The sequence below is a fragment of the Actinomyces radicidentis genome (genome assembly GCF_001553565.1).
GTDB classification, from domain to species: Bacteria; Actinomycetota; Actinomycetes; order Actinomycetales; family Actinomycetaceae; genus Actinomyces; species Actinomyces radicidentis.
In genome coordinates this window covers 2,067,162-2,085,263 of sequence record NZ_CP014228.1, presented here as the reverse complement: position 1 = coordinate 2,085,263, position 18,102 = coordinate 2,067,162, and the positions used below count along the sequence as shown (strand labels likewise).

Genomic DNA, 18,102 nt, shown 5'->3' with positions numbered 1-18,102 from the left:
CCACCTGTAAGTGCCTCAAGCTCGTTTGTCCCGGATCTGGACATCAGAACAGCGCGCGGTTGAGAGCAGGCGTTGGTCACTCGAAGGTGCCGACCAGCTCGGCCTGCTGGAGGACGTGCCCGGCGACGGCCCGCTTCAGTCCGGCCAGGCGGTTCCTGCCTGAGAGCCAGAGGAGGTCGTCCAGTACATGTACGGTGAAGCGGTAAGTGTGGGTGGTGCCGCGTGGAGGCTTCGGTCCGCGGTACCGGTGCAGGCCCTAGGCGATCCCCTGGACTATCTCGGTGCCGGGACTGACTCGACCCGGCGGGATGGCCTCGGGAATCAGTTCTCCCGCGGGGATGTTCCACGCCACCCAGTGCGCCATGGTTCCAAACAGCGGATGGGTCAGGTCCTCCAGCGTGACGGCCAAGGTTTCGGCGCAGGCATCCAGCCCGTGCAGCCGCAGCTCCGGCGAGACGTCCTCACCCCGTCCGGTGTATCGCGTTCCGCAGCGGCTGCCGTCGTCAATGCAGTCGGAGCTGAGCGTCAACTGCGTGGCCTGAGGCGAGTTCATGGTCTGTCCCCGGCGGCCTCCATGCACCCGGTGACGCATGTCACTGCAATGCGTATGTTCATAGCCACGCCCTAGCGGCAGTCCCTAGCAACACGCGCGTCGACCAGCAGCAACGACATCATCGCCGCGCGCCCCGAAAATCGTGCCTCCGAGCATCCGCCCTGAGTCTCATCGGGGTGTCGACCATCACACCATCACCAGCATATCCTTCTCTCACCTTGTTCCACACTCAAGGAAGCTCCAATGTTGTACCTCGGCTACGACTCGTCATGCAGCACATGCCGAACCCTGGCGCGCCAGGTGCGGCAAGATGTGAAGGAAGAAGGGGGGAAAGACTTCGACATCATCGCACTAAACGACCCCGCGATGGCTCGTTGGCGACGCGACGCGCTCGGCCCGGACGCCCCTTGGACCCCAACCCTCGTCGAAGTCACTGAACAAGGATGTGTGCAGGGGTGGACCGGTCTAGCTCTCGGATGGACACTTGTCCGCAGAGTCGGTATCACCATGACAGCCCGGCTCGCAACACACCTCGGGCAGCTACGAATCGAATCGTCCCCCCGCCTCTCTGAGGTCAGGATCATGCGCCGCCCGTTCATGCGACTAGCCTTCGGCATCATCGGAGGTGCAGCCCTGCTAGGAGGGACAACGTCGACAGCTTCCGCAGCGGGAGTTACATCAGACGTCATGGCCGGTCACAGCATCAAGGATTCTAACAAACAGCCACCGAACATAGCGCTCGCGGCACTCAGGCCGCTTCTCGCCCACGACGGAGAGTTGCGGAAACTTCTAGACAGCGCCTTCTCTCGCGATGACGCACTGATACACGTTTATGCTTCCAGAGATGACACTGAGACGGAACTGAACTCTATTCTGGCAGGTTCAGATGAATACGATTCCGTCCATCTCGTGAACCATGACCTGACAGGCGGCGGAACAACTCAGGCCCTTGCGGTCGATCTGTCAACGGTAATGATTGCCGTATACCGCACAAAGGTTGATGCGAACATTCAGACCAACATCATGATATTCGAGCAACCCAACAAGGCCAACGAGACGTTCAACCTCCTCGCCACGAGCACCGGCACTGACCGCACCTTGACACTCACCCAAGGCACACCATCAATTCAGACCACGTCATCCATCCAGAGCGCGTCATCACAAACGCTTTACTTAGCCGGAACAACGGCAGCATCGGGATGCGTCCAGTCCACGTGCAGCAAAAAAGGAGCCTGCTACACCTGCGTCTGCTCAAGTTACAACAAGACTTGCGTATTCAATGCGTGCGGGCCATGCGGTCTCACGTGCAACCCACGGTCACCTTGGCAGCTCTGTCTCGCCTGCGCGGCCGTATGGTGCCCGGCAGCCCTCACCGTTAACAAATGCTGTACCAAAGCATATTGTGGATGGAGGGAGTCTTGTGCATAACAAACTTCGTCGAACCACGTTGCAACACGACAAAAAAAGGGCGAAAAAAAACATAGTATCGTCGTTGTCGGTCGCCGCCATCGCCGTCCTGAGCGGGGTTCTCGTCCACCTGAACTGGGATACCCCGCAACGAGCGGTGACAATCGCCGTCGCAATCTCCGCCACAAGCACGGCACTCGCAGTCGCCACCGGCCTGCCAGCCCTGAAGGCGATTGCCGCCGTGGCACTGGGAGTCATGATCGCGGTCGCCCTCACTCATCCCACGGGCATGGTCGCAGCATGGGTCATCGGCGCGATCCTCTTCTTCGTCCTTGCCGTGCTCCAGCCTCAGCGGATTCGAACAAGGCAGGCACAAGGTTGACCGTGGGCGGTCACCGCGTACTCGCCGTCCCTCACCTCAGGCACCCGGGCCGACGACCACACGGCAGCGCTCCTGGGCGGCGAGCTGGGCTGCCAGGGCGCGCACGTCGTCGGCGGTGACCGCGTCCAGGCGGCGAAGGTTCTCCCCCATGGAGCGCAGGCGGCCGGTGACGACCTCGCCTCGGCCGAGGCGCCCCATGCGAGCGAGGGAGTCCTCGCCGCCGAGGACCATCGCGCCGCGGATCTGGCCGCGGGCCCGGGCGAGCTCGCGCTCGCTCACGCCGCCCTCGGCGAGGCGCTCGAACTCGCCGACCATGACGGCGCAGACCTCTTCGACGTCCTCCGGGGCGCAGCCGGCGTAGAGGCCGAAGGCGCCGGCGCCGGCGTAGGAGGAGTCGAAGGCATAGGTCGTGTAGGCCAGGCCCCGCTTCTCGCGGACCTCCTGGAAGAGGCGGGAGGACATGCCGCCGCCGAGGATGGTGGTGAGGACGCTCATGGCCCAGCGTCGCTCGTCGCGCACGGGGATCCCGCGGCAGGCGAGTTGGACGTGGGACTGCTCGGCGTCGCGGACGACGGTGACGTCGTGGACGGGAGGCGTGTCCAGGCCGACGGTCTCGAAGCGGCGGGGTCGCGGCACGGCGTCGGCGCTCGCGTCCCACCCGGCGGCGGCGAGGTCGGAGAGGACCCGGTCGCAGACCTCGTCGTGGTCGACGGCGCCGGCGACGGCGACGACGAGGGAGTCGGAGGCGTAGCTGCGCTGGTAGTGGTCCCAGACGGCGTCGCGCGGCACGGAGCGAACGGCCTCGGGAGTGCCTCCGATGGGCCGACCGAGCGGCGTGTCCTCCCCGAAGGCGGCGCGGTTGAAGGCGTCCTGGGCGACGTCCAGGAGGTCGTCGGCGGCGTCGGCGAGCTCGGAGACGATGACGCCGCGCTCGGTCTCGACCTCGGCGGGGGTGAGGAGCGAGGACGTCACCATGTCGGTGATGACGTCGAGGGCCTCCATGGAGTCACGGCGCTGGACGCGGGCGTAGTAGGAGGTGTGCTCCTTGGAGGTGGCGGCGTTGGACTCGCCGCCGATCATGTCGAAGGCCTCGGCGATGCCGCGGGCGTCGCGGGTGGCGGTGCCCTTGAACATGAGGTGCTCGAGGAAGTGGGTCGAGCCCTCCTGGCCGGGGACCTCGTCGCGGGAGCCGACGCCGAACCAGGTGCCGAGCGCCGTGGAGCGAAGGCCGGGGACGGACTCTGTGATGACGCGGACGCCCCCGGGCAGGACGGAGCGGCGCAGGGTGGCGCCGTCGTCGGTGAGGGTGAGCTCGGTGGCGGGGTCGCCGGCGCGCCCGCGGACGAGCGCGACCTCGTCGTAGGAGGCCTCGAAGTCGCCGGTGCTGCGCCCCTCGTCGGCGAAGGTGCTGGGGAGGTCTGTCGTGCGGCTGCTGGTCACCTGGTGAGCCTAGCGGCCGGGCGCCCGCTGCCCGCCGTCGGCCTCCTCACGCCTCGCCGACGGCGTAGAGGACCGGGAACGGCGGGAGCCGGGACCGCCCCTGGGGGTGGCCCCGGCTCCCGCCGTTGCTCACGGGCGCGCAGGGCGCCCGGTCGGCTGCGTCAGCGCTGCCTCACTCGGCGTCCGAGGAGTCCTCGTTGGTACGGGTGCGGCGACGGCGCGGGCGGCGCTCACGGCGCTCCCCGTCCTCGCCCTCGCCGGAGCGGCGGCGCGGGCGACGCTCACGGCGCTCACCCTCGTCGTCGCCGCGCTCGGAGCGGTGGGCCCTGGCCTCGTCCTCAGCGGCCTGCTGCTCCTCGTTGAGGACGGCGTGCAGGCTGAGCTTGCCGCGCTGGTCGATCTCGGCCAGCTCGACGTTGACCTTGTCACCCACGCCCAGGACGTCCTCGACGTTCTCCACGCGCTTGCCGCCCACGAGGCGACGGATCTGCGAGATGTGCAGGAGGCCGTCCTTGCCGGGGGTGAGGGAGACGAAGGCGCCGAAGGTGGTCGTCTTGACGACTGTGCCGACGAAGCGCTCGCCGATCTCCGGCATCTGCGGGTTGGCGATCGCGTTGACGGCGTCGCGGGCGGCCTCGGCGGAGGGGCCGTCGGAGGCGCCGATGTAGACGGTGCCGTCGTCCTCGACCGTGAGGTCCGCGCCGGTGTCCTCCTGGATCTGGTTGATCATCTTGCCCTTGGGGCCGATGACCTCGCCGATCTTGTCCACCGGGATGTGGACGGTGAGGACGCGAGGAGCCGTCGGTGCCATCTCGTCGGGACCGTCGATGGCGGCGTCGATGAGGTCGAGCAGCTTGAAGCGGGCGTCGCGCGCCTGGCCGAGGGCGCCGGCGAGGATCTCGCTGGGCAGGCCGTCGAGCTTGGTGTCAAGCTGCAGGGCGGTGATGAAGTCGCGGGTACCGGCGACCTTGAAGTCCATGTCGCCGAAGGCGTCCTCGGAGCCGAGGATGTCGGTGAGCGTGGCCCACTTGGTCTCGCCGTCGATCTCCTCGTGCATGAGGCCCATGGCGATGCCCGCCACGGGGGCCTTGAGCGGCACGCCCGCGTTGAGCATGGACAGCGTGGAGGCGCAGACCGAGCCCATCGAGGTGGAGCCGTTGGAGCCGAGGGCCTCGGAGACCTGACGGATGGCGTAGGGGAAGTCGTCCTTGCTCGGCAGGACCGGGACGAGGGCGCGCTCGGCGAGGGCGCCGTGGCCGACCTCGCGGCGCTTCGGGGCGCCGACGCGGCCCGTCTCGCCGGTGGAGAAGGGTGGGAAGACGTACTGGTGCATGTAGCGCTTGCGCGTGATCGGCGAGAGGTCGTCGATCTGCTGCTCCATGCGCAGCATGTTGAGCGTGGTGACGCCCAGGATCTGGGTCTCGCCGCGCTCGAAGATGGCGGACCCGTGGACGCGGGGCAGGACCTCGACCTCGGCGGCCAGGGTACGGATGTCCTTGAGGCCGCGGCCGTCCATGCGGATGCCCTCGGTGAGGGTGCGGTGACGGACGAGCTTCTTGGTGACGGACTTGAAGGCCGCCTTGAGGGCCTTGATGTCGTCCTCACCTCCGAAGCGCTCGGCGAGGGAACCGATAACCTGGTCGCGGACGGCGTCCGTGGCGATGTCGCGGGCCTGCTTGCCCTCGGTGGCGATGGCGCCGGCGAGGTCGAACTGCTCAGCGGCCTTCTCGACGGCGTCGTACTGCTCGTCGGTGTAGTCGAGGTAGAGCGGGAACTCGGCGGTGGGCTTGGAGGCGTGCTTGGCGACCTCCATCTGGGCCTCGCAGAGGGCCTTGATGTGCGGCTTGGCGGCCTCGAGGGCGCTGGCCACGACCGTCTCGGTGGGGGCTGTCGCGCCCGCCTGGATGAGGTCCCAGGCGTTCTCGGTGGCGCCTGCCTCGACCATCATGATCGCGACGTCGCCGTCCTCGAGGACGCGGCCCGCGACGACCATGTTGAAGGTGGCGCGCTCGAGCTCGCTCCAGCGCGGGAAGGCGACCCACTGCCCGTCGATGAGGGCGAGGCGGGTGCCGGCGACCGGGCCGGCGAAGGGCAGGCCGGCGATCTGGGTGGACATCGAGGCCGCGTTGATGGCGAGGACGTCGTAGGCGTCGTCGGGGTGGATGGCGAGGACGGTCTCGACGACCTGGACCTCGTTGCGCAGGCCCTTGACGAAGGACGGGCGCAGCGGGCGGTCGATGAGGCGGCAGGCCAGGATGGCGGAGGTGCCGGCGCGGCCCTCGCGGCGGAAGAAGGAGCCGGGGATGCGGCCGGCGGCGTACTGGCGCTCCTCCACGTCCACGGTGAGCGGGAAGAAGTCGAACTGGTCCTTGGGGTGCTTGCCCACGGTGGTGGCGGACAGGATGGCGGTCTCGCCGTCGAGGTAGGCCATGGCGGAGCCGGCGGCCTGCTTGGCGAGGCGGCCGGTCTCGAAGCGGACGACGCGCTTGCCGAAGGAGCCGTTGTCGATCACGGCCTCGGCGGCGGTGACCTCAGGGTCATCAAGGAACATCGGTGATGTGTCTCTTTCTGTCGATCGGGGCAGGACCGTGGCCTTCGATCGAGGCCCACGGAGCGGCTCGGGCCCAGCCCGTGCGGGCGACTCGCCCGCGCACCGTTCCGGAGGCCACCACCGAAAACCGACGTGCCCTGCCGTCCGGCGGCCGGGGTCGTTCCCCGTCGCCGGGTCCGCGGCGCAAGAGGCGGGCGACGCGCCCTGCCCCTGCGGTCGCGCCGTCGGCCCGGGGCGACCCCGGCGCCCACGCGCGACGCGGACCCTGCGATCCTACCGTGGGGGCGCGCGATCTCGCGGGAGCCGGGACGTTCTCCCCCGTGAGATGGGACGCGGCGCGGGCGCGCGGCCCGGCCCCGCTCGCCGCCTCGGCGCCCCGCCCCACGGCCGACTCACGGCCTCCCCGCCCTCACTCCCCGAGCAGGCGCCGCTCCGGGGCGCGAACGCGCCCCGACCCCGCTCTCCCAGGGGAGGCGGGGCCGGGGCGACGGGCTCGAGCTGCGCTCGCGCGGGCTCAGCGGCGGATGCCGAGCCTGGCGATGAGGGCGCGGTAGCGCTCGATGTCCTCCTTCATGAGGTAGTCGAGGAGGCGACGGCGCTTGCCGATGAGGAGGTAGAGACCGCGGCGCGAGTGGTGGTCGTGCGTGTGGGTCTTGAAGTGCTCGGTGAGGTTGGAGATGCGCTCGGACAGAACGGCGACCTGGACCTCGGGGGAGCCCGTGTCACCCTCGTGGGTGGCGTACTCGGCGATGATCTGCTTCTTGCGCTCGGGGGAAACCGACACGGTTTGCTCCTCTTTCTCGTTGCGCGGAGCGCCGGGGCTTGTTCTCCCGGGCATGACACGTCCGCGGCCGATCGACGGCCCGCCAACCCTACCAGCGTCCGGACGCGCCCCGACCGCCGGAACGGCGCCGAGCGCCGTGGGCTCGGTCTCAGGACGACCCGGCGCCTGGTCCGCTCCCGGCTCAGGCGGTGACGTCCTCAGGGCGGACGCGCAGCCGCTCGGGCTCGGGCACCTCGAGGGCACGGGCGGCGTCGCGCACGTCCTGGTCCATCTGGGTCAGCAGCGGCTCGAGGCCGTCGAAGGCGAGCATCGGGCGCAGCCGCTCGACGAGCTCGATGGCGACGACCTGCCCGTACAGGTCGAGGTCGGCGCGACCGAGGACGTAGGCCTCGACGGTCCGCTCCGGGACGTCGTCGAAGGTCGGGTTGGTGCCGATGGAGATGGCCGCGGGCAGCCGCTCCTCCCCCGCCCCTCGGGACTCGCCGGCTCCGGGCTCGCGCACGAGCCAGCCCGCGTAGACGCCGTCGGGAGGCACGACTCCGACGCTCGCGGCGTCGAGGTTGGCGGTCGGGAAGCCGAGCTCGCGGCCACGGCGCAGCCCGTGGACGACGGTGCCGCGCAGGCGGTGCGGGTGACCGAGGACGCGGGCGGCGCCGGCGACGTCGCCGCCCTCGAGGAGCTCGCGCACCCAGGTCGAGGACCAGCGGCGTCCCTCGGGCGAGACGACGTCGGAGACGATCTCGACGTCGACGCCGTCCTGCGCGCCGATGCGGGTGAGCGTGGCGGCGTCGCCCCCGTTGCCGCGGCCGAAGCGGACGTCGTCGCCGACGACGACGGCGCGGGCGCCGAGGAGCCCCTCGATCCAGGTGCGGATGAAGTCCTCGGGCGACTGGTCGGCGAAGTCGAGTGTGTAGTGGACGACGAGGACGGCGTCGAGGCCGGCGGCGGCGAGGCCCTCGAGGCGGTCGGCGAGGGAGGCGACGAGCTCGAGCCCGGAATCGGGGCGGTGGACGCGCGCGGGGTGCGGGTCGAAGGTGATGGCCACGGCGAGCGGGCGCTCGCCCTCGGGGTCGACCTCGTGGGCGCGTGCGACGACCCGTCCGAGGATCGCCTGGTGGCCGCGGTGGACGCCGTCGAAGACTCCGATGGTGACGACGCTCCCGGTGCCGTCCGCTCCCGTGAGGGTCGGTGGCACCTGCTCGGGCCCGTACCAGACCTGCACGCCTGCTCGCCCCGTCCCCGTCGGCCGGTCAGTGGGCGCCGCAGGCGCAGCCGCCGGAGGCCTGCTCGCCGTGGACGTGGTCGTGGTGGTGGTGACCGTGCCCGCCGCAGCCGCCGCCGTTGCCCGCGGCGGAGACGTCGCGCAGGCCGAGGATGTTGCCGGCCTTGTGCCCGGGGACCACGCCCGCGGAGGCGTCGGCCGCGGCGGCGTCGCCGTCGGCGGGGACGGCGACCTGGACGGTGCCGTCGGCGAGGACGCTCATGACGTTCGCGGCGATGCCGGTGGGGTCGGCGGCCTCCATGGAGGAGGCGGTGACGGGCTCGGGTGCGGTGTAGCCGGCCCCGAGCGGCTGGGCGACGACGGGGGCGGCGGCGCGCTCGTCGGCGGCCGGTGCGCCCTGGTCGCCGTGACCGCCGCAGCCGCACCCGCAGCCGCCGGCGGTCTCCGTCTGCTGCGTCTGGTCGGTCTGCTCGCTCATCGTCGTCTCCTGGGGTCGTGCTGCGTGGGTGTCGTGGCTGTGGCCGGCGGTCGTCGGTGCGGCGCCGGGCTCGAGGTCCGGTCCGGGGACCGGCCCGGGTTCAGGCGGGCGCGAGGACGAGGAGGGGCCTCGTTCGAGAGCCCTTGCGGGTCAACAGTGCCACGAGGCCGCCGTCGGGGGCGAACCCCGCGACGACCTCGCGCGCCTCCTGGGCGCCGTCGGCACCGCGGAGGTGCTTGGGGATGACGGGGGCGTCGAGGCGCTCGGCGCGGTCGAGGAGCTCGGCGGGCAGCGGCTGGCCGTGGCCGACGGCGCGCGCCTCCGCCTCGGTGAGGGCGACGGCGTCGAAGCAGCGGCGCGCGACCTCCTCCAGGGGTGTCGTGGCGAGCCCGGCGGGGTCCTCGCCGCGCTCCGCCGCGGTGGCGCCGTCGGCGACCTCTGCGGTGACGGTCTCGAGAGCGCGGGCGTCGTCGAGGGTGAAGGGGCCGACGGCGGTGCGACGCAGGGCCGTGAGGTGACCGCCGCAGCCGAGGGCCCGCCCCAGGTCGCGGGCGAGGGCGCGGACGTAGGTGCCGGACGAGCACGTCACGCGCAGGTTCAGGTCGACCACGGCGGTCCCGTCGGCGGCGACGGCGGGGCGCGGCTCGTCGAGCGGGGTGAGGGCGTGGATGGTGACGGGGCGGGCGGGGAGCTCGACGTCCTCGCCCCCGCGGACGCGCGCGTAGGAGCGCACGCCGTCGGCCTTGATGGCGGAGACGGCGCTCGGGACCTGCTCGATGTCGCCGGTGAGGGCGGCGAGGGCGGCGTCGAGGCCGTCGAGCGGGGAGCCGGGCGCACCGGGGGCGGCGCAGCCGGCGCCGGCCGTCACCTCGCCCTCGGCGTCCTCGGTCAGCGTCTCCTGGCCGAGGCGGACGGTCGCCTCGTAGGTCTTGTCGGCACCGACGAGGTAGGTGAGGAAGCGGGTGGCGCGGCCGATCCCCAGGATGAGGACGCCGGTGGCCATCGGGTCGAGGGTGCCGGCGTGGCCGACCTTACGCGTGACCGCCATGCGCCGGGTGAGCGCGACGAGGTCGTGGCTGGTGAGGCCGGTCGGCTTGTCGAGGACGAGGAGTCCGTCGGCGGCGGTGACGGCGCCGCGGGGCACCTCGGGGCGGCTCACCGGACGGAGTCCTCGGGGTCGACGTCCCCGGCGTCGCCTGGGGCGTCATCCGTCTCCGGCTCGTCCTCGACGCCCTCGGCGAGCCGCTCGTCGTCGTCACCGACGACGTCGTCCTCGGCGAGCAGCTCGGCGCGGACGACGTCCTCGGCCGTGTCGCCGTCCTCGGCGTCGTCACGCACCAGCACGCGCTCGCCGCCGGCGCTCTCGTCGTCCTCGTCCCACTCGTCCTCGTCGTCGTGGCGATAGGGGTCCTCGCTGGCGGCGTACTGGGCGCCCTCGGAGGCGCGGGCGATCTCCTCGTCCTTGGCGCGGGCCTGGGCGAGGGCGTCCTCGAAGGTCTTGGCCTGGGTGGGCAGGGCGTCGAGCTGGAACTCGAGGGAGGGGGTGAGGCGGATGCCGAGGGCCTTGCCGACCTCGGAGCGGATGAGGCCGGTGGCCGAGCGCAGCGCGGCGGCGGACTCGCGCCGCTCGCGGTCCGTGCCGTACACCGTGTAGAAGATCGTGGCGTGCTGGAGGTCGCCGGTGACCTTGACGTCGGTGACGGTGACGAAGCCGAGGCGCGGGTCCTTGATCCTGCCCTGGAGGAGGCGGGCGACGGTCTGGTGGATGCGGTCGGCGACCTTGCGGGCGCGAGCGGCGTCAGCCATGGGTTTCTCCTCGGGTTCGGGGCGTCGGCTGCCGCGTCTCGGGGCGCGGCCGGACCATCTTAGGGAGGCGGCGGCGTCGATAGGATCCCCCTCGCCCGACCGCGAACGGAAGCAGTATGACCCACTCCCCCGCGCCCTCCCCCGACAACCGGCCCGAGACCTCGACCGGCGGCGCCCCGGGGACCACGACCGCGGAGACGCGCTCGGGCGCGGGCCTCGCGATGGTCGTCGGCTGCTACGTGCTGTGGGGCTTCTTCCCACTGTTCTTCCGCCTGCTCGACGCCGCCGGTGCCGTCGAGATCATCGGGCACCGGGTCCTGTGGACGTTGGCCACCTGCCTCGTCCTCGTCGCCGTCCGCCGCGGCTGGAGCCGGCTGCGGACCGTTCTCACCACGCCGCGGCTGCTGGGGACGCTCACGGTCTCCGGGTTCCTCGTCACGGCGAACTGGCTCATCTACGTCTACGGCGTCAACGCCGGGCACACGGCCGACGCGGCGCTCGGGTACTTCATCAACCCGCTCGTCACGGTCGCCCTCGCGGCGGTCTTCCTCGGCGAGAGGCTCCGACCCGCCCAGGAGATCTCGATCGCGCTGGCCTCGGTGGCCGTCCTCATCCTCGTGGCGATGCAGCACTCGCTGCCCTGGGTCTCCCTCGGCCTGGCACTGACCTTCGGGTTCTACGGGCTCGTGAAGAAGCGCGTGAGCAGCCGCGTCGACGCTCTCACCGGGCTGACCGTGGAGAGCCTCGTCGTCGCACCCGTGGCGCTCGTCTACCTCGGCCGGCTGCAGGCCACGGGGGCGGGCGCGATGCAGGGTCCTGAGGCCTCGCCTCTCCTGCTCGTGCTGCTGCTCCTCGCCGGCCCCCTCACCGCGATCCCGCTCCTGCTCTTCGGGGCGGGCACGGCACGCGTGCCGCTGAGCGTCGTCGGCCTGTCCCAGTACATCGCGCCGATCATGCAGTTCCTCCTCGCCTGGGGCGTCTTCCACGAGGAGATCTCGACGGCGCGCTGGATCGCCATGTGCTTCGTGTGGGCGGGGGTCGCGGTCTTCGCCGTCGACCTGCTGGGCCAGCTGGCGCGGCGGCCGAGGGTGCGCGAGCGCGCCTGACCGCTCGCACGGACGGCGAGAGGGCCGCAGCACCTGCACGGTGCTGCGGCCCTCTCGCCGTCGGTGACGCCCTGGGGCGCTCCCGGGGTCAGAACGCGGGGCGCTCCTCGTCGGGGAGACTCGTCTCCGAGGCCGCGGCCTCGACCGCCTCGCGGACGCTGCGCAGGTCGGCCGGAGCCGAGGGCTGCGAGAGACGCTCGGCCTCGGCGACGGCGTCGCGCTGGTCGGCGGAGGGCTCGTCCCCCTGCGCGGAGGCGTCCTCGGCGTCGTCGGAGCCGACGAAGCGCTTGACGAGCGGGCCGATGAGGTCCATGGGCAGTGGGAAGACGACCGTCGAGTTCTGGTCGGCGCCGAGCTCGAGGAGCGTCTGCAGGTAGCGCAGCTGGAGCGAGGCGGGCGACTTCGAGAGAGTGTCAGCCGCCTGGCGGAGCTCCTCGGAGGCCTGGAGCTCGCCGTGGGCGTTGATGACCTTGGCCCGGCGCTCGCGCTCGGCCTCTGCGCCACGCGCCATGGCGCGCTGCATCTGCTCGGGGATCTCGACGTCCTTGATCTCGACGACGCTCACCTCGACGCCCCAGGGCTGGGTCTGGGCCTCGATGATGTCGCGCAGGTCCGCGTTGAGCGCCGACCGGTGCGCGAGGACCGTGTCGAGGTCGACGCGCCCCAGGACGCTGCGCAGCGTGGTCTGGGCGATCTGGGAGGTCGCGATCGCGTAGTTCTCCACCTCCATGACGGCCTTGACCGGGTCGATGACGTTGAACAGCACGACGGCGTTGACGCGCGCCGGCACGTTGTCCTCGGTGATGACCTCCTGGGGCGGAATCGTCAGCGTGACGACACGGGTGTCGACGCGCTCCATGCGCTCGAAGAGCGGGACGACGAAGTGGAGGCCCGGCTGGGCGATCGGCCGGAGGCGGCCGAGCCGGAAGACGATGCCCCGCTCGTACTGGCTGACGATCTTCAGACCGAAGACGAGCAGCAGGATGATGAGCACGATCACCACGATGATGAGCGCGACGGGCATGGTCATGAGAGGGACTCCTCGCTGGAGGTGGACGTGGTGGTGGCCGGGTTCCAGGCGGAGGCCCAGGACCGGCGCGGCTCCTCGGTCGTCGAGGCCTGGCCGGCCGTGCCGCTGAGGCCGGCGAAGCGGCTCTTGCGGGAGCGGACGGCGGCGAGGTGCGCGAGCTCGGGCTCCGGGGCGGCGCTCGGATCGGCGTCGGCGCCGTCGCGCAGGAAGGAGACCTTGACGGCCCGCCCGGTGGAGCGGGACTCGGTCTTCGCCTGCGCGATGCGCTCGGCGGCCTCGCGCACGGATCGGTAGCCGCTGGGGCGCTCGCCGATGGTGACCGGGACGGGCGCGGCGGCTCCCGCACGGCGTGCGGCGTCGGCGGTGACGCGCTCGGCGGAGCCGACGTGCGGGAGGTTCTTCGGAGCGTTGTCCGGGGTGCTCCACAGGTGCCGGGCCAGGGGGTAGGTCCCGCCGATCATGAGCGCGAAGGTCGCGCCCAGGAGGACGCGGTCCGCCGCACCCCGGAACAGCACCATGAGGAACAGGCACAGGAAGCAGCCGACCGTGGCGATGACGAGGGCGACGCCGCGGTGGAAGCGACCCGCCTCGGAGTAGGGCCACGGGTCCACCGGCTTGGTGATCTCGCGGGGCCCCGGGGTGGGCGAGCACGTGTCCTTCGACGGGCAGCGCCCGCAGATGGCGTGGGCGCCCTCGTAGCGGATGACCCGCTTGTCCGGGTCGAAGGCCGTGGGCCACAGCCACTGGTCCTCGTGGCACCGCCACCCGTCGACGTCGTCGTGGTAGACGAAGTCGGCCTGGCGCCAGTTGAGCGAGCGCCGGGCGCTGCGCGACCCGAGGACATCCACGAGCCACGCAACGCCCAGCAGGACCAGTGCGTAGACGGCGACGAGCCACACGCTCAGGTCGGGGACCGGCATCAGTCGTTCAGCTCCGCACGCTCGCCCTTCCACGCCTTGGGCGTGGTGTCGAGCTCCTCGTAGAGGGCGTCCTCCGCGAAGGTCTCCACCGTCCTGCCGTGGCGCCAGTTCCTGACGCCGAGGAAGGCGATGTAGAGGTACGGCAGGGCACCGCCGAGGATGAAGATGAGGTCGCCCGGCATGCGTCCCCACTCGATGATCGTGTTCGTGTGGTTCGTGATGTAGGTGAGCTGGCGGGCCTCGAAGTAGCCGGTGCCGACGGCCTCGTTGAGCTGGAGGATGCCGAGCGGCAAGAGGGTCGCGAAGCACATCCAGGCGAGGCCGATGTTGAGGCTCCAGAACGAGACCTTGGCGAGGCGCTCGGGCCACTTGTCCTCGGGGATGAGGTAGCGCAGCGCGAACATGCCGAGGCCCAGGGCCATGAAGCCGTAGACGCCCATCATGGAGGCGTGCGCGTGGTTCGCCGTCAGGGCAGTGCCGATCTCGTAGTAGGAGACGATCGGGAGGTTGACGAGGAAGCCGAAGACGCCGGCGCCGAGGAAGTTCCAGAAGCCGACGGCGACGAGGTACATGACGGCCCAGCGGTGCGGGAAGGGCTTGGCCTCCTTGCCCTGGCGGTTGGCGCCGAGCTGCATGAAGGCCCAGGCCTCCACGGTGAGGAAGGTCAGCGGGATGACCTCCGCCGCGGAGAAGAAGGCGCCGAAGGCCATGTTCTCCACCGGGGTGCCGGAGAAGTACAGGTGGTGCATCGTGCCGATGACGCCGCCGGCCGAGTACAGGATGATGTCCATGTAGATGATGCCGAGCGCGATCTTCTCGCGGACGACGCCCATGAGGACGAAGAAGTACGCGACCATGACCGTGGTGAAGAGCTCGAGGAAGTCCTCCACCCAGAGGTGGACGACCCAGAAGCGCCAGAACTCGGCGACGGACAGGTGCGTCGTCGTGCGGGCCATCATGCCGACCGCGTAGAAGGCCGGGATGGCCAGCGCGGAGAACATGAAGAGCCACGGCATGTTGGCGACGTGCTCGTTCTTGAGGCGGCCGCGCATGGCGCGGTAGATGATGAAGACCCACACGAACAGGGCCGCGGTGAGCAGCACCTGGAAGAGGAACGGCAGGTCGAGGTACTCCCACTGCTGGGCGAAGATCGGCCCCTTGGCCCAGGACAGGCCGTGCTCGGAGGCCGCCTCGGCGAGGCAGGACAGGACGACGACGGCGGCCGCCGCGATGAGCAGGACCCACGTGAGGACGTGCTGCTTCCTGGGCTCACGGCGCGCGATGAAGGGCGTCATGAACAGGCCGGCGGCGAGCAGGCCGATGGCGGTCCAGAACAGGGAGAGCTGGACGTGCCAGGTGCGGGCCAGCGAGTACGGGATCCACTTGGCCATGTCGAAGCCGAAGAAGCTGAGGACGTCGGCGCGGTAGTGCTCGGCCAGGGCCCCGACGAGGGTCTGGACGACGAACAGCGCCGCGATGGTGAAGACGAACCAGGCGACGACGCGCTGGGACCTGGTCAGGCCGATCTCGCCGGGCTGGCGGAAGGACAGGGCCGGGGCCTCCTCGGAGTGCCAGCCGATCTTCGCGCTCCAGCGGCCGTAGACGGCGAACATGATGCCGATGCCGCCGATGAGGACGATGAGGGAGATGACGGACCAGATCATGAGGTCGCCGGTGGGCGAGTTGCCCACGAGCGGCTCGGCCGGCCAGTTGTTCGTGTACGAGTAGTCCTTGCCGGGGCGGTCGGCGGCGGAGGCCCAGGCGGTCCAGCCGAAGAAGGCGGTGACCTGCTCGAGCTCGGTCTTGTCCGTGATGAGGTCGGGCTTGAGGCCGTTCTTCTGGGCGTCGGGCCCGAACATGTTCGTGTAGTACTCGACGGCCTGGTCGTAGGCCTCGACCTGCTCGTCGGTCCAGACCAGCGTGCCGGTCCCGGCGTCGTAGCGGTTGGTCCGGAGCATGGTCTTCATGCTCTCGGCGGCGTTGGCGTCTCCGGCCTGCTCGAGCTGCTTCTCGACGGACAGTGCCTCCATGCGGAGGTACTGGGCGGTGAAGTCCGGGCCGAGGTAGCCGCCGTGGCCGACGATCGTGCCGTACTCCATGAGGCCGCGGGCCTGGAAGATCTCCTGGCCCTTGGTGATGTCCTGGGTGGTGAAGACGGTCTCACCGGACTCGGTGACGACCTTCTCGGGCTGGGGCATGGAGTCCGAGTAGGTGCGCCACGCGAGCATGCCCATGACCGTGAAGCCGAAGAGCATGACGAGGGCGACCGCCTGGATCCAGCCCTTCCCGATGAGGCGCTGGGTGCGGCCCGGCGCCCCGTCGGTCTGAGCGACGGTTGACATTGGGAGATACCTCCGTGGGGGAAGGGACGTGACAGGGGTGTCGGGACCAAGGTAACGCGATGGTCTCGACCGCGAGCGACGGCTCACGGCGGCCGAGGGCCGAGCGGCGTCGTCGCACCGGTAATTCCCCCGAACTGATCCGTATCTAATCACGTCGAACGGGGGCGCACAGCGCTCTCGGCCAGGAATTACGGCACGGAAGGCGCACAGAATCGTCCCAGCGTGCCGGTTCGCACCCGCCCCGGCCGCCTCTGACGACGTCGACGCCGCGCCGCGCATCGGCATGCGGCGAGGACGACAGGACGATGGTCCCAATGCAGGTGTCAGAAGGTCGCGAGATGCACGGTCGTGTCACACTGCCAGCACGCCCCTTGCACGGATCCCCAGAATTTACCGGCGACCATCGGTAGAATTCGAGCCATCCACGGACCGGCCTCCCCGGCGGGTCCCCTCCCCCGAAGGAACGACGGTGTCCCCCCTTCTCATCCACGCCGCACAGGCCGCGGCCGACGCCGCGGAGCAGTGCGTCGACACGAACACCTTCCCCATGTGGATCCGCTTCACGCACCTCGTGAACTTCATCCTCATGGGCATGCTCATCCGCTCCGGCATCGAGATCCTCGCCTCGCACCCGCGTCTGTACTTCAACGACCAGTGCGCGCCGGGCTCCGAGTGGATCCGCTTCACCAAGGACAAGGTGCCGTGGGAGGAGGGCGCCTTCACGGCGCGCGACGACCAGCGCGACCTCTCCCCCCTCATCGCCCTGCCCGGCCACGCCAAGATCGGCCTGGGACGCGCGTGGCACGGCATCGCCACCACGCTGTGGATGCTCAACGGCTTCATCTACGTCGGCTGCCTCATCGGCTTCGGCCTCGCCGGACGCCTGGTCCCGACGAGCTGGAGCATCTTCCCCGACGCCTGGCACTCGCTGCTCACCTACCTGCACCTGCAGGCCCCGTCCCTGTGCGACTTCACCCCGTACGACGGGCTCCAGCAGCTCGCCTACTTCGCCATCATCTTCATCGCCGCCCCGCTCATGATGATCACCGGTCCGGCCATGTCCCCGGCCGTCATCGGCCGCTTCCCCTGGTACGCGAAGATGCTGCACAACCGTCAGACGGCGCGCTCGCTGCACTTCCTCGGCCTGGTCATCTACCTCGGCTTCGCCCTGGTCCACGTCGTCCTCGTGTTCGTCGTGCACCGCGACCACAACCTCACGCACATCGTGTACGGCCACTATGACCCGGCCAGGGCGGGCTCGGCCCTCGCGATCGTCCTCATCACCGTCGCGATCGTCGTGGCCCTCTGGATCGCCCAGTCCTACTGGACGCTCTCCGACCTGCGCCGCAGCCAGCGGGTCCTCTGGGGCGCCACCCGCCCCGTCAAGAAGCTGACGATCGACCACTTCTCCTCCACCCAGCGCACCAAGAAGGTCTGGACGGAGAAGGACATCTCTCCCTTCCACTGGGTCAACACCCGCACGCCCTCCATGGACGAGTCCGAGGAGTGGCACGAGCTCGCCGCGGGCGACTTCAAGGACTTCCGGCTCGAGGTCGGAGGCATGGTCTCCCACCCGGCGTCCTTCTCCCTGGAGGAGCTCCGTGAGATCGCCACGCAGTCTCAGATCACCATGCACACGTGCATGCAGGGCTGGACAGGCATCGCGAAGTGGACCGGCATCCGCGTCCGCGACCTGCTCGACCAGGTCGGCGAGATCGATCCCGAGGCCAAGTGGGTCATGTTCGAGTCCTTCGGCAAGGCGCAGCACATGCACGACGGCCGACCCGTCGAGCCGTACTACACCTGCCTCCCGCTCGACCTCGCGCTCGAGGACGAGACCCTGCTCGCCTGGAGCCGCAACGACGAGCCGCTCTCCGGCATGTTCGGAGCGCCGCTGCGCCTGCGCTGCGAGTCCGGCCACGGCTACAAGATGGTCAAGTGGGTCCGCTCCGTCACGATGATCCGCGACTACCGGGAGGTGGGCGACGGCATGGGCGGAACCCGCGAGGACTCCGGCTACCAGGACGTCGACGCGCGCATCTGACGCGCCCGGCACACCGCCGCGAGGGGCGGGGCCACCA

Annotated in this window: 12 protein-coding genes and 2 pseudogenes; 3 read left to right on the top strand and 11 right to left on the bottom strand. The window is 70.4% G+C overall.

The features are described 5' to 3' along the window. Positions 1–76: 76 nt before the first annotated feature. Positions 77–553 (bottom strand): annotated as a pseudogene (locus AXF14_RS14500) (YbhB/YbcL family Raf kinase inhibitor-like protein). Positions 554–2,045: 1,492 nt separating this feature from the next. Between AXF14_RS14500 and AXF14_RS08930 the strand changes: the two are divergent. Then, complete coding sequence (locus tag AXF14_RS08930) at positions 2,046–2,342, top strand: hypothetical protein (RefSeq protein ID WP_067942628.1); 297 nt, start codon at positions 2,046–2,048, stop codon at positions 2,340–2,342. 36 nt (positions 2,343–2,378) lie between these two features. Here the strand turns inward: AXF14_RS08930 and AXF14_RS08925 are convergent, their stop codons facing one another. The 7 genes and pseudogenes from AXF14_RS08925 to rbfA form a co-directional block, all read right to left on the bottom strand. Next, positions 2,379–3,782 carry a M16 family metallopeptidase gene (locus AXF14_RS08925; RefSeq protein ID WP_067942626.1) on the bottom strand — a complete coding sequence of 468 codons (1,404 nt, stop codon included), beginning with the start codon at positions 3,780–3,782 and terminating at the stop codon, positions 2,379–2,381. A gap of 172 nt (positions 3,783–3,954) precedes the next feature. Beyond that, positions 3,955–6,333, bottom strand: coding sequence for a polyribonucleotide nucleotidyltransferase (locus tag AXF14_RS08920; protein WP_067942623.1), 2,379 nt, complete (start codon positions 6,331–6,333; stop codon positions 3,955–3,957). A gap of 514 nt (positions 6,334–6,847) precedes the next feature. Next, positions 6,848–7,117, bottom strand: a complete 270-nt coding sequence (gene rpsO, locus AXF14_RS08915) for a 30S ribosomal protein S15 (protein ID WP_067942621.1) — start codon at positions 7,115–7,117, stop codon at positions 6,848–6,850. A 181-nt stretch (positions 7,118–7,298) separates the two neighbouring features. Then, complete coding sequence (locus AXF14_RS08910) at positions 7,299–8,339, bottom strand: bifunctional riboflavin kinase/FAD synthetase (protein WP_067942619.1); 1,041 nt, start codon at positions 8,337–8,339, stop codon at positions 7,299–7,301. 28 nt (positions 8,340–8,367) lie between these two features. Next, positions 8,368–8,817 (bottom strand): hypothetical protein, encoded by a 450-nt coding sequence (locus AXF14_RS08905; RefSeq protein WP_084355478.1) that lies wholly within the window; start codon positions 8,815–8,817, stop codon positions 8,368–8,370. 100 nt (positions 8,818–8,917) lie between these two features. Then, positions 8,918–9,976 (bottom strand): tRNA pseudouridine(55) synthase TruB, encoded by a 1,059-nt coding sequence (gene truB, locus AXF14_RS08900; protein WP_067942617.1) that lies wholly within the window; start codon positions 9,974–9,976, stop codon positions 8,918–8,920. A gap of 188 nt (positions 9,977–10,164) precedes the next feature. Then, positions 10,165–10,623, bottom strand: a pseudogene (gene rbfA / locus AXF14_RS08895) (30S ribosome-binding factor RbfA); the annotation flags it as partial. A 116-nt stretch (positions 10,624–10,739) separates the two neighbouring features. Here rbfA and rarD point away from each other — a divergent pair. Further along, positions 10,740–11,729, top strand: coding sequence for an EamA family transporter RarD (gene rarD / locus AXF14_RS08890; RefSeq protein ID WP_084355476.1), 990 nt, complete (start codon positions 10,740–10,742; stop codon positions 11,727–11,729). A gap of 88 nt (positions 11,730–11,817) precedes the next feature. Here rarD and AXF14_RS08885 read toward each other — a convergent pair whose 3' ends face one another. Genes AXF14_RS08885 through AXF14_RS08875 form a run of 3 tightly spaced genes read right to left on the bottom strand, consistent with a single transcriptional unit; the run spans position 11,818 to position 16,021 of the window. Continuing rightward, positions 11,818–12,759, bottom strand: coding sequence for a slipin family protein (locus tag AXF14_RS08885; protein ID WP_084355475.1), 942 nt, complete (start codon positions 12,757–12,759; stop codon positions 11,818–11,820). Next, positions 12,756–13,679, bottom strand: a complete 924-nt coding sequence (locus AXF14_RS08880; protein ID WP_067942615.1) for a hypothetical protein — start codon at positions 13,677–13,679, stop codon at positions 12,756–12,758. Before AXF14_RS08880 ends, AXF14_RS08885 begins: the two co-directional genes overlap by 4 nt. Then, positions 13,679–16,021 carry a nitric-oxide reductase large subunit gene (locus tag AXF14_RS08875; protein ID WP_067942607.1) on the bottom strand — a complete coding sequence of 781 codons (2,343 nt, stop codon included), beginning with the start codon at positions 16,019–16,021 and terminating at the stop codon, positions 13,679–13,681. Before AXF14_RS08875 ends, AXF14_RS08880 begins: the two co-directional genes overlap by 1 nt. Before the next feature lie 469 nt (positions 16,022–16,490). Between AXF14_RS08875 and AXF14_RS08870 the strand changes: the two genes are divergently transcribed. Further along, on the top strand, positions 16,491–18,065 hold the full coding sequence (locus AXF14_RS08870; protein ID WP_236755452.1) for a molybdopterin-dependent oxidoreductase: 1,575 nt from the start codon (positions 16,491–16,493) through the stop codon (positions 18,063–18,065). Positions 18,066–18,102: the final 37 nt, after the last annotated feature.

Bases quoted from the DNA above. Each gene is read 5' to 3' on its own strand.
- rarD (WP_084355476.1), top strand. From the start codon at position 10,740: ATGACCCACTCCCCCGCGCCCTCCCCCGACAACCGGCCCGAGACCTCG.
- AXF14_RS08905 (WP_084355478.1), bottom strand. From the start codon at position 8,817: ATGAGCGAGCAGACCGACCAGACGCAGCAGACGGAGACCGCCGGCGGC.
- AXF14_RS08875 (WP_067942607.1), bottom strand. From the start codon at position 16,021: ATGTCAACCGTCGCTCAGACCGACGGGGCGCCGGGCCGCACCCAGCGC.
- AXF14_RS08885 (WP_084355475.1), bottom strand. From the start codon at position 12,759: ATGACCATGCCCGTCGCGCTCATCATCGTGGTGATCGTGCTCATCATC.
- AXF14_RS08920 (WP_067942623.1), bottom strand. From the start codon at position 6,333: ATGTTCCTTGATGACCCTGAGGTCACCGCCGCCGAGGCCGTGATCGAC.
- AXF14_RS08880 (WP_067942615.1), bottom strand. From the start codon at position 13,679: ATGCCGGTCCCCGACCTGAGCGTGTGGCTCGTCGCCGTCTACGCACTG.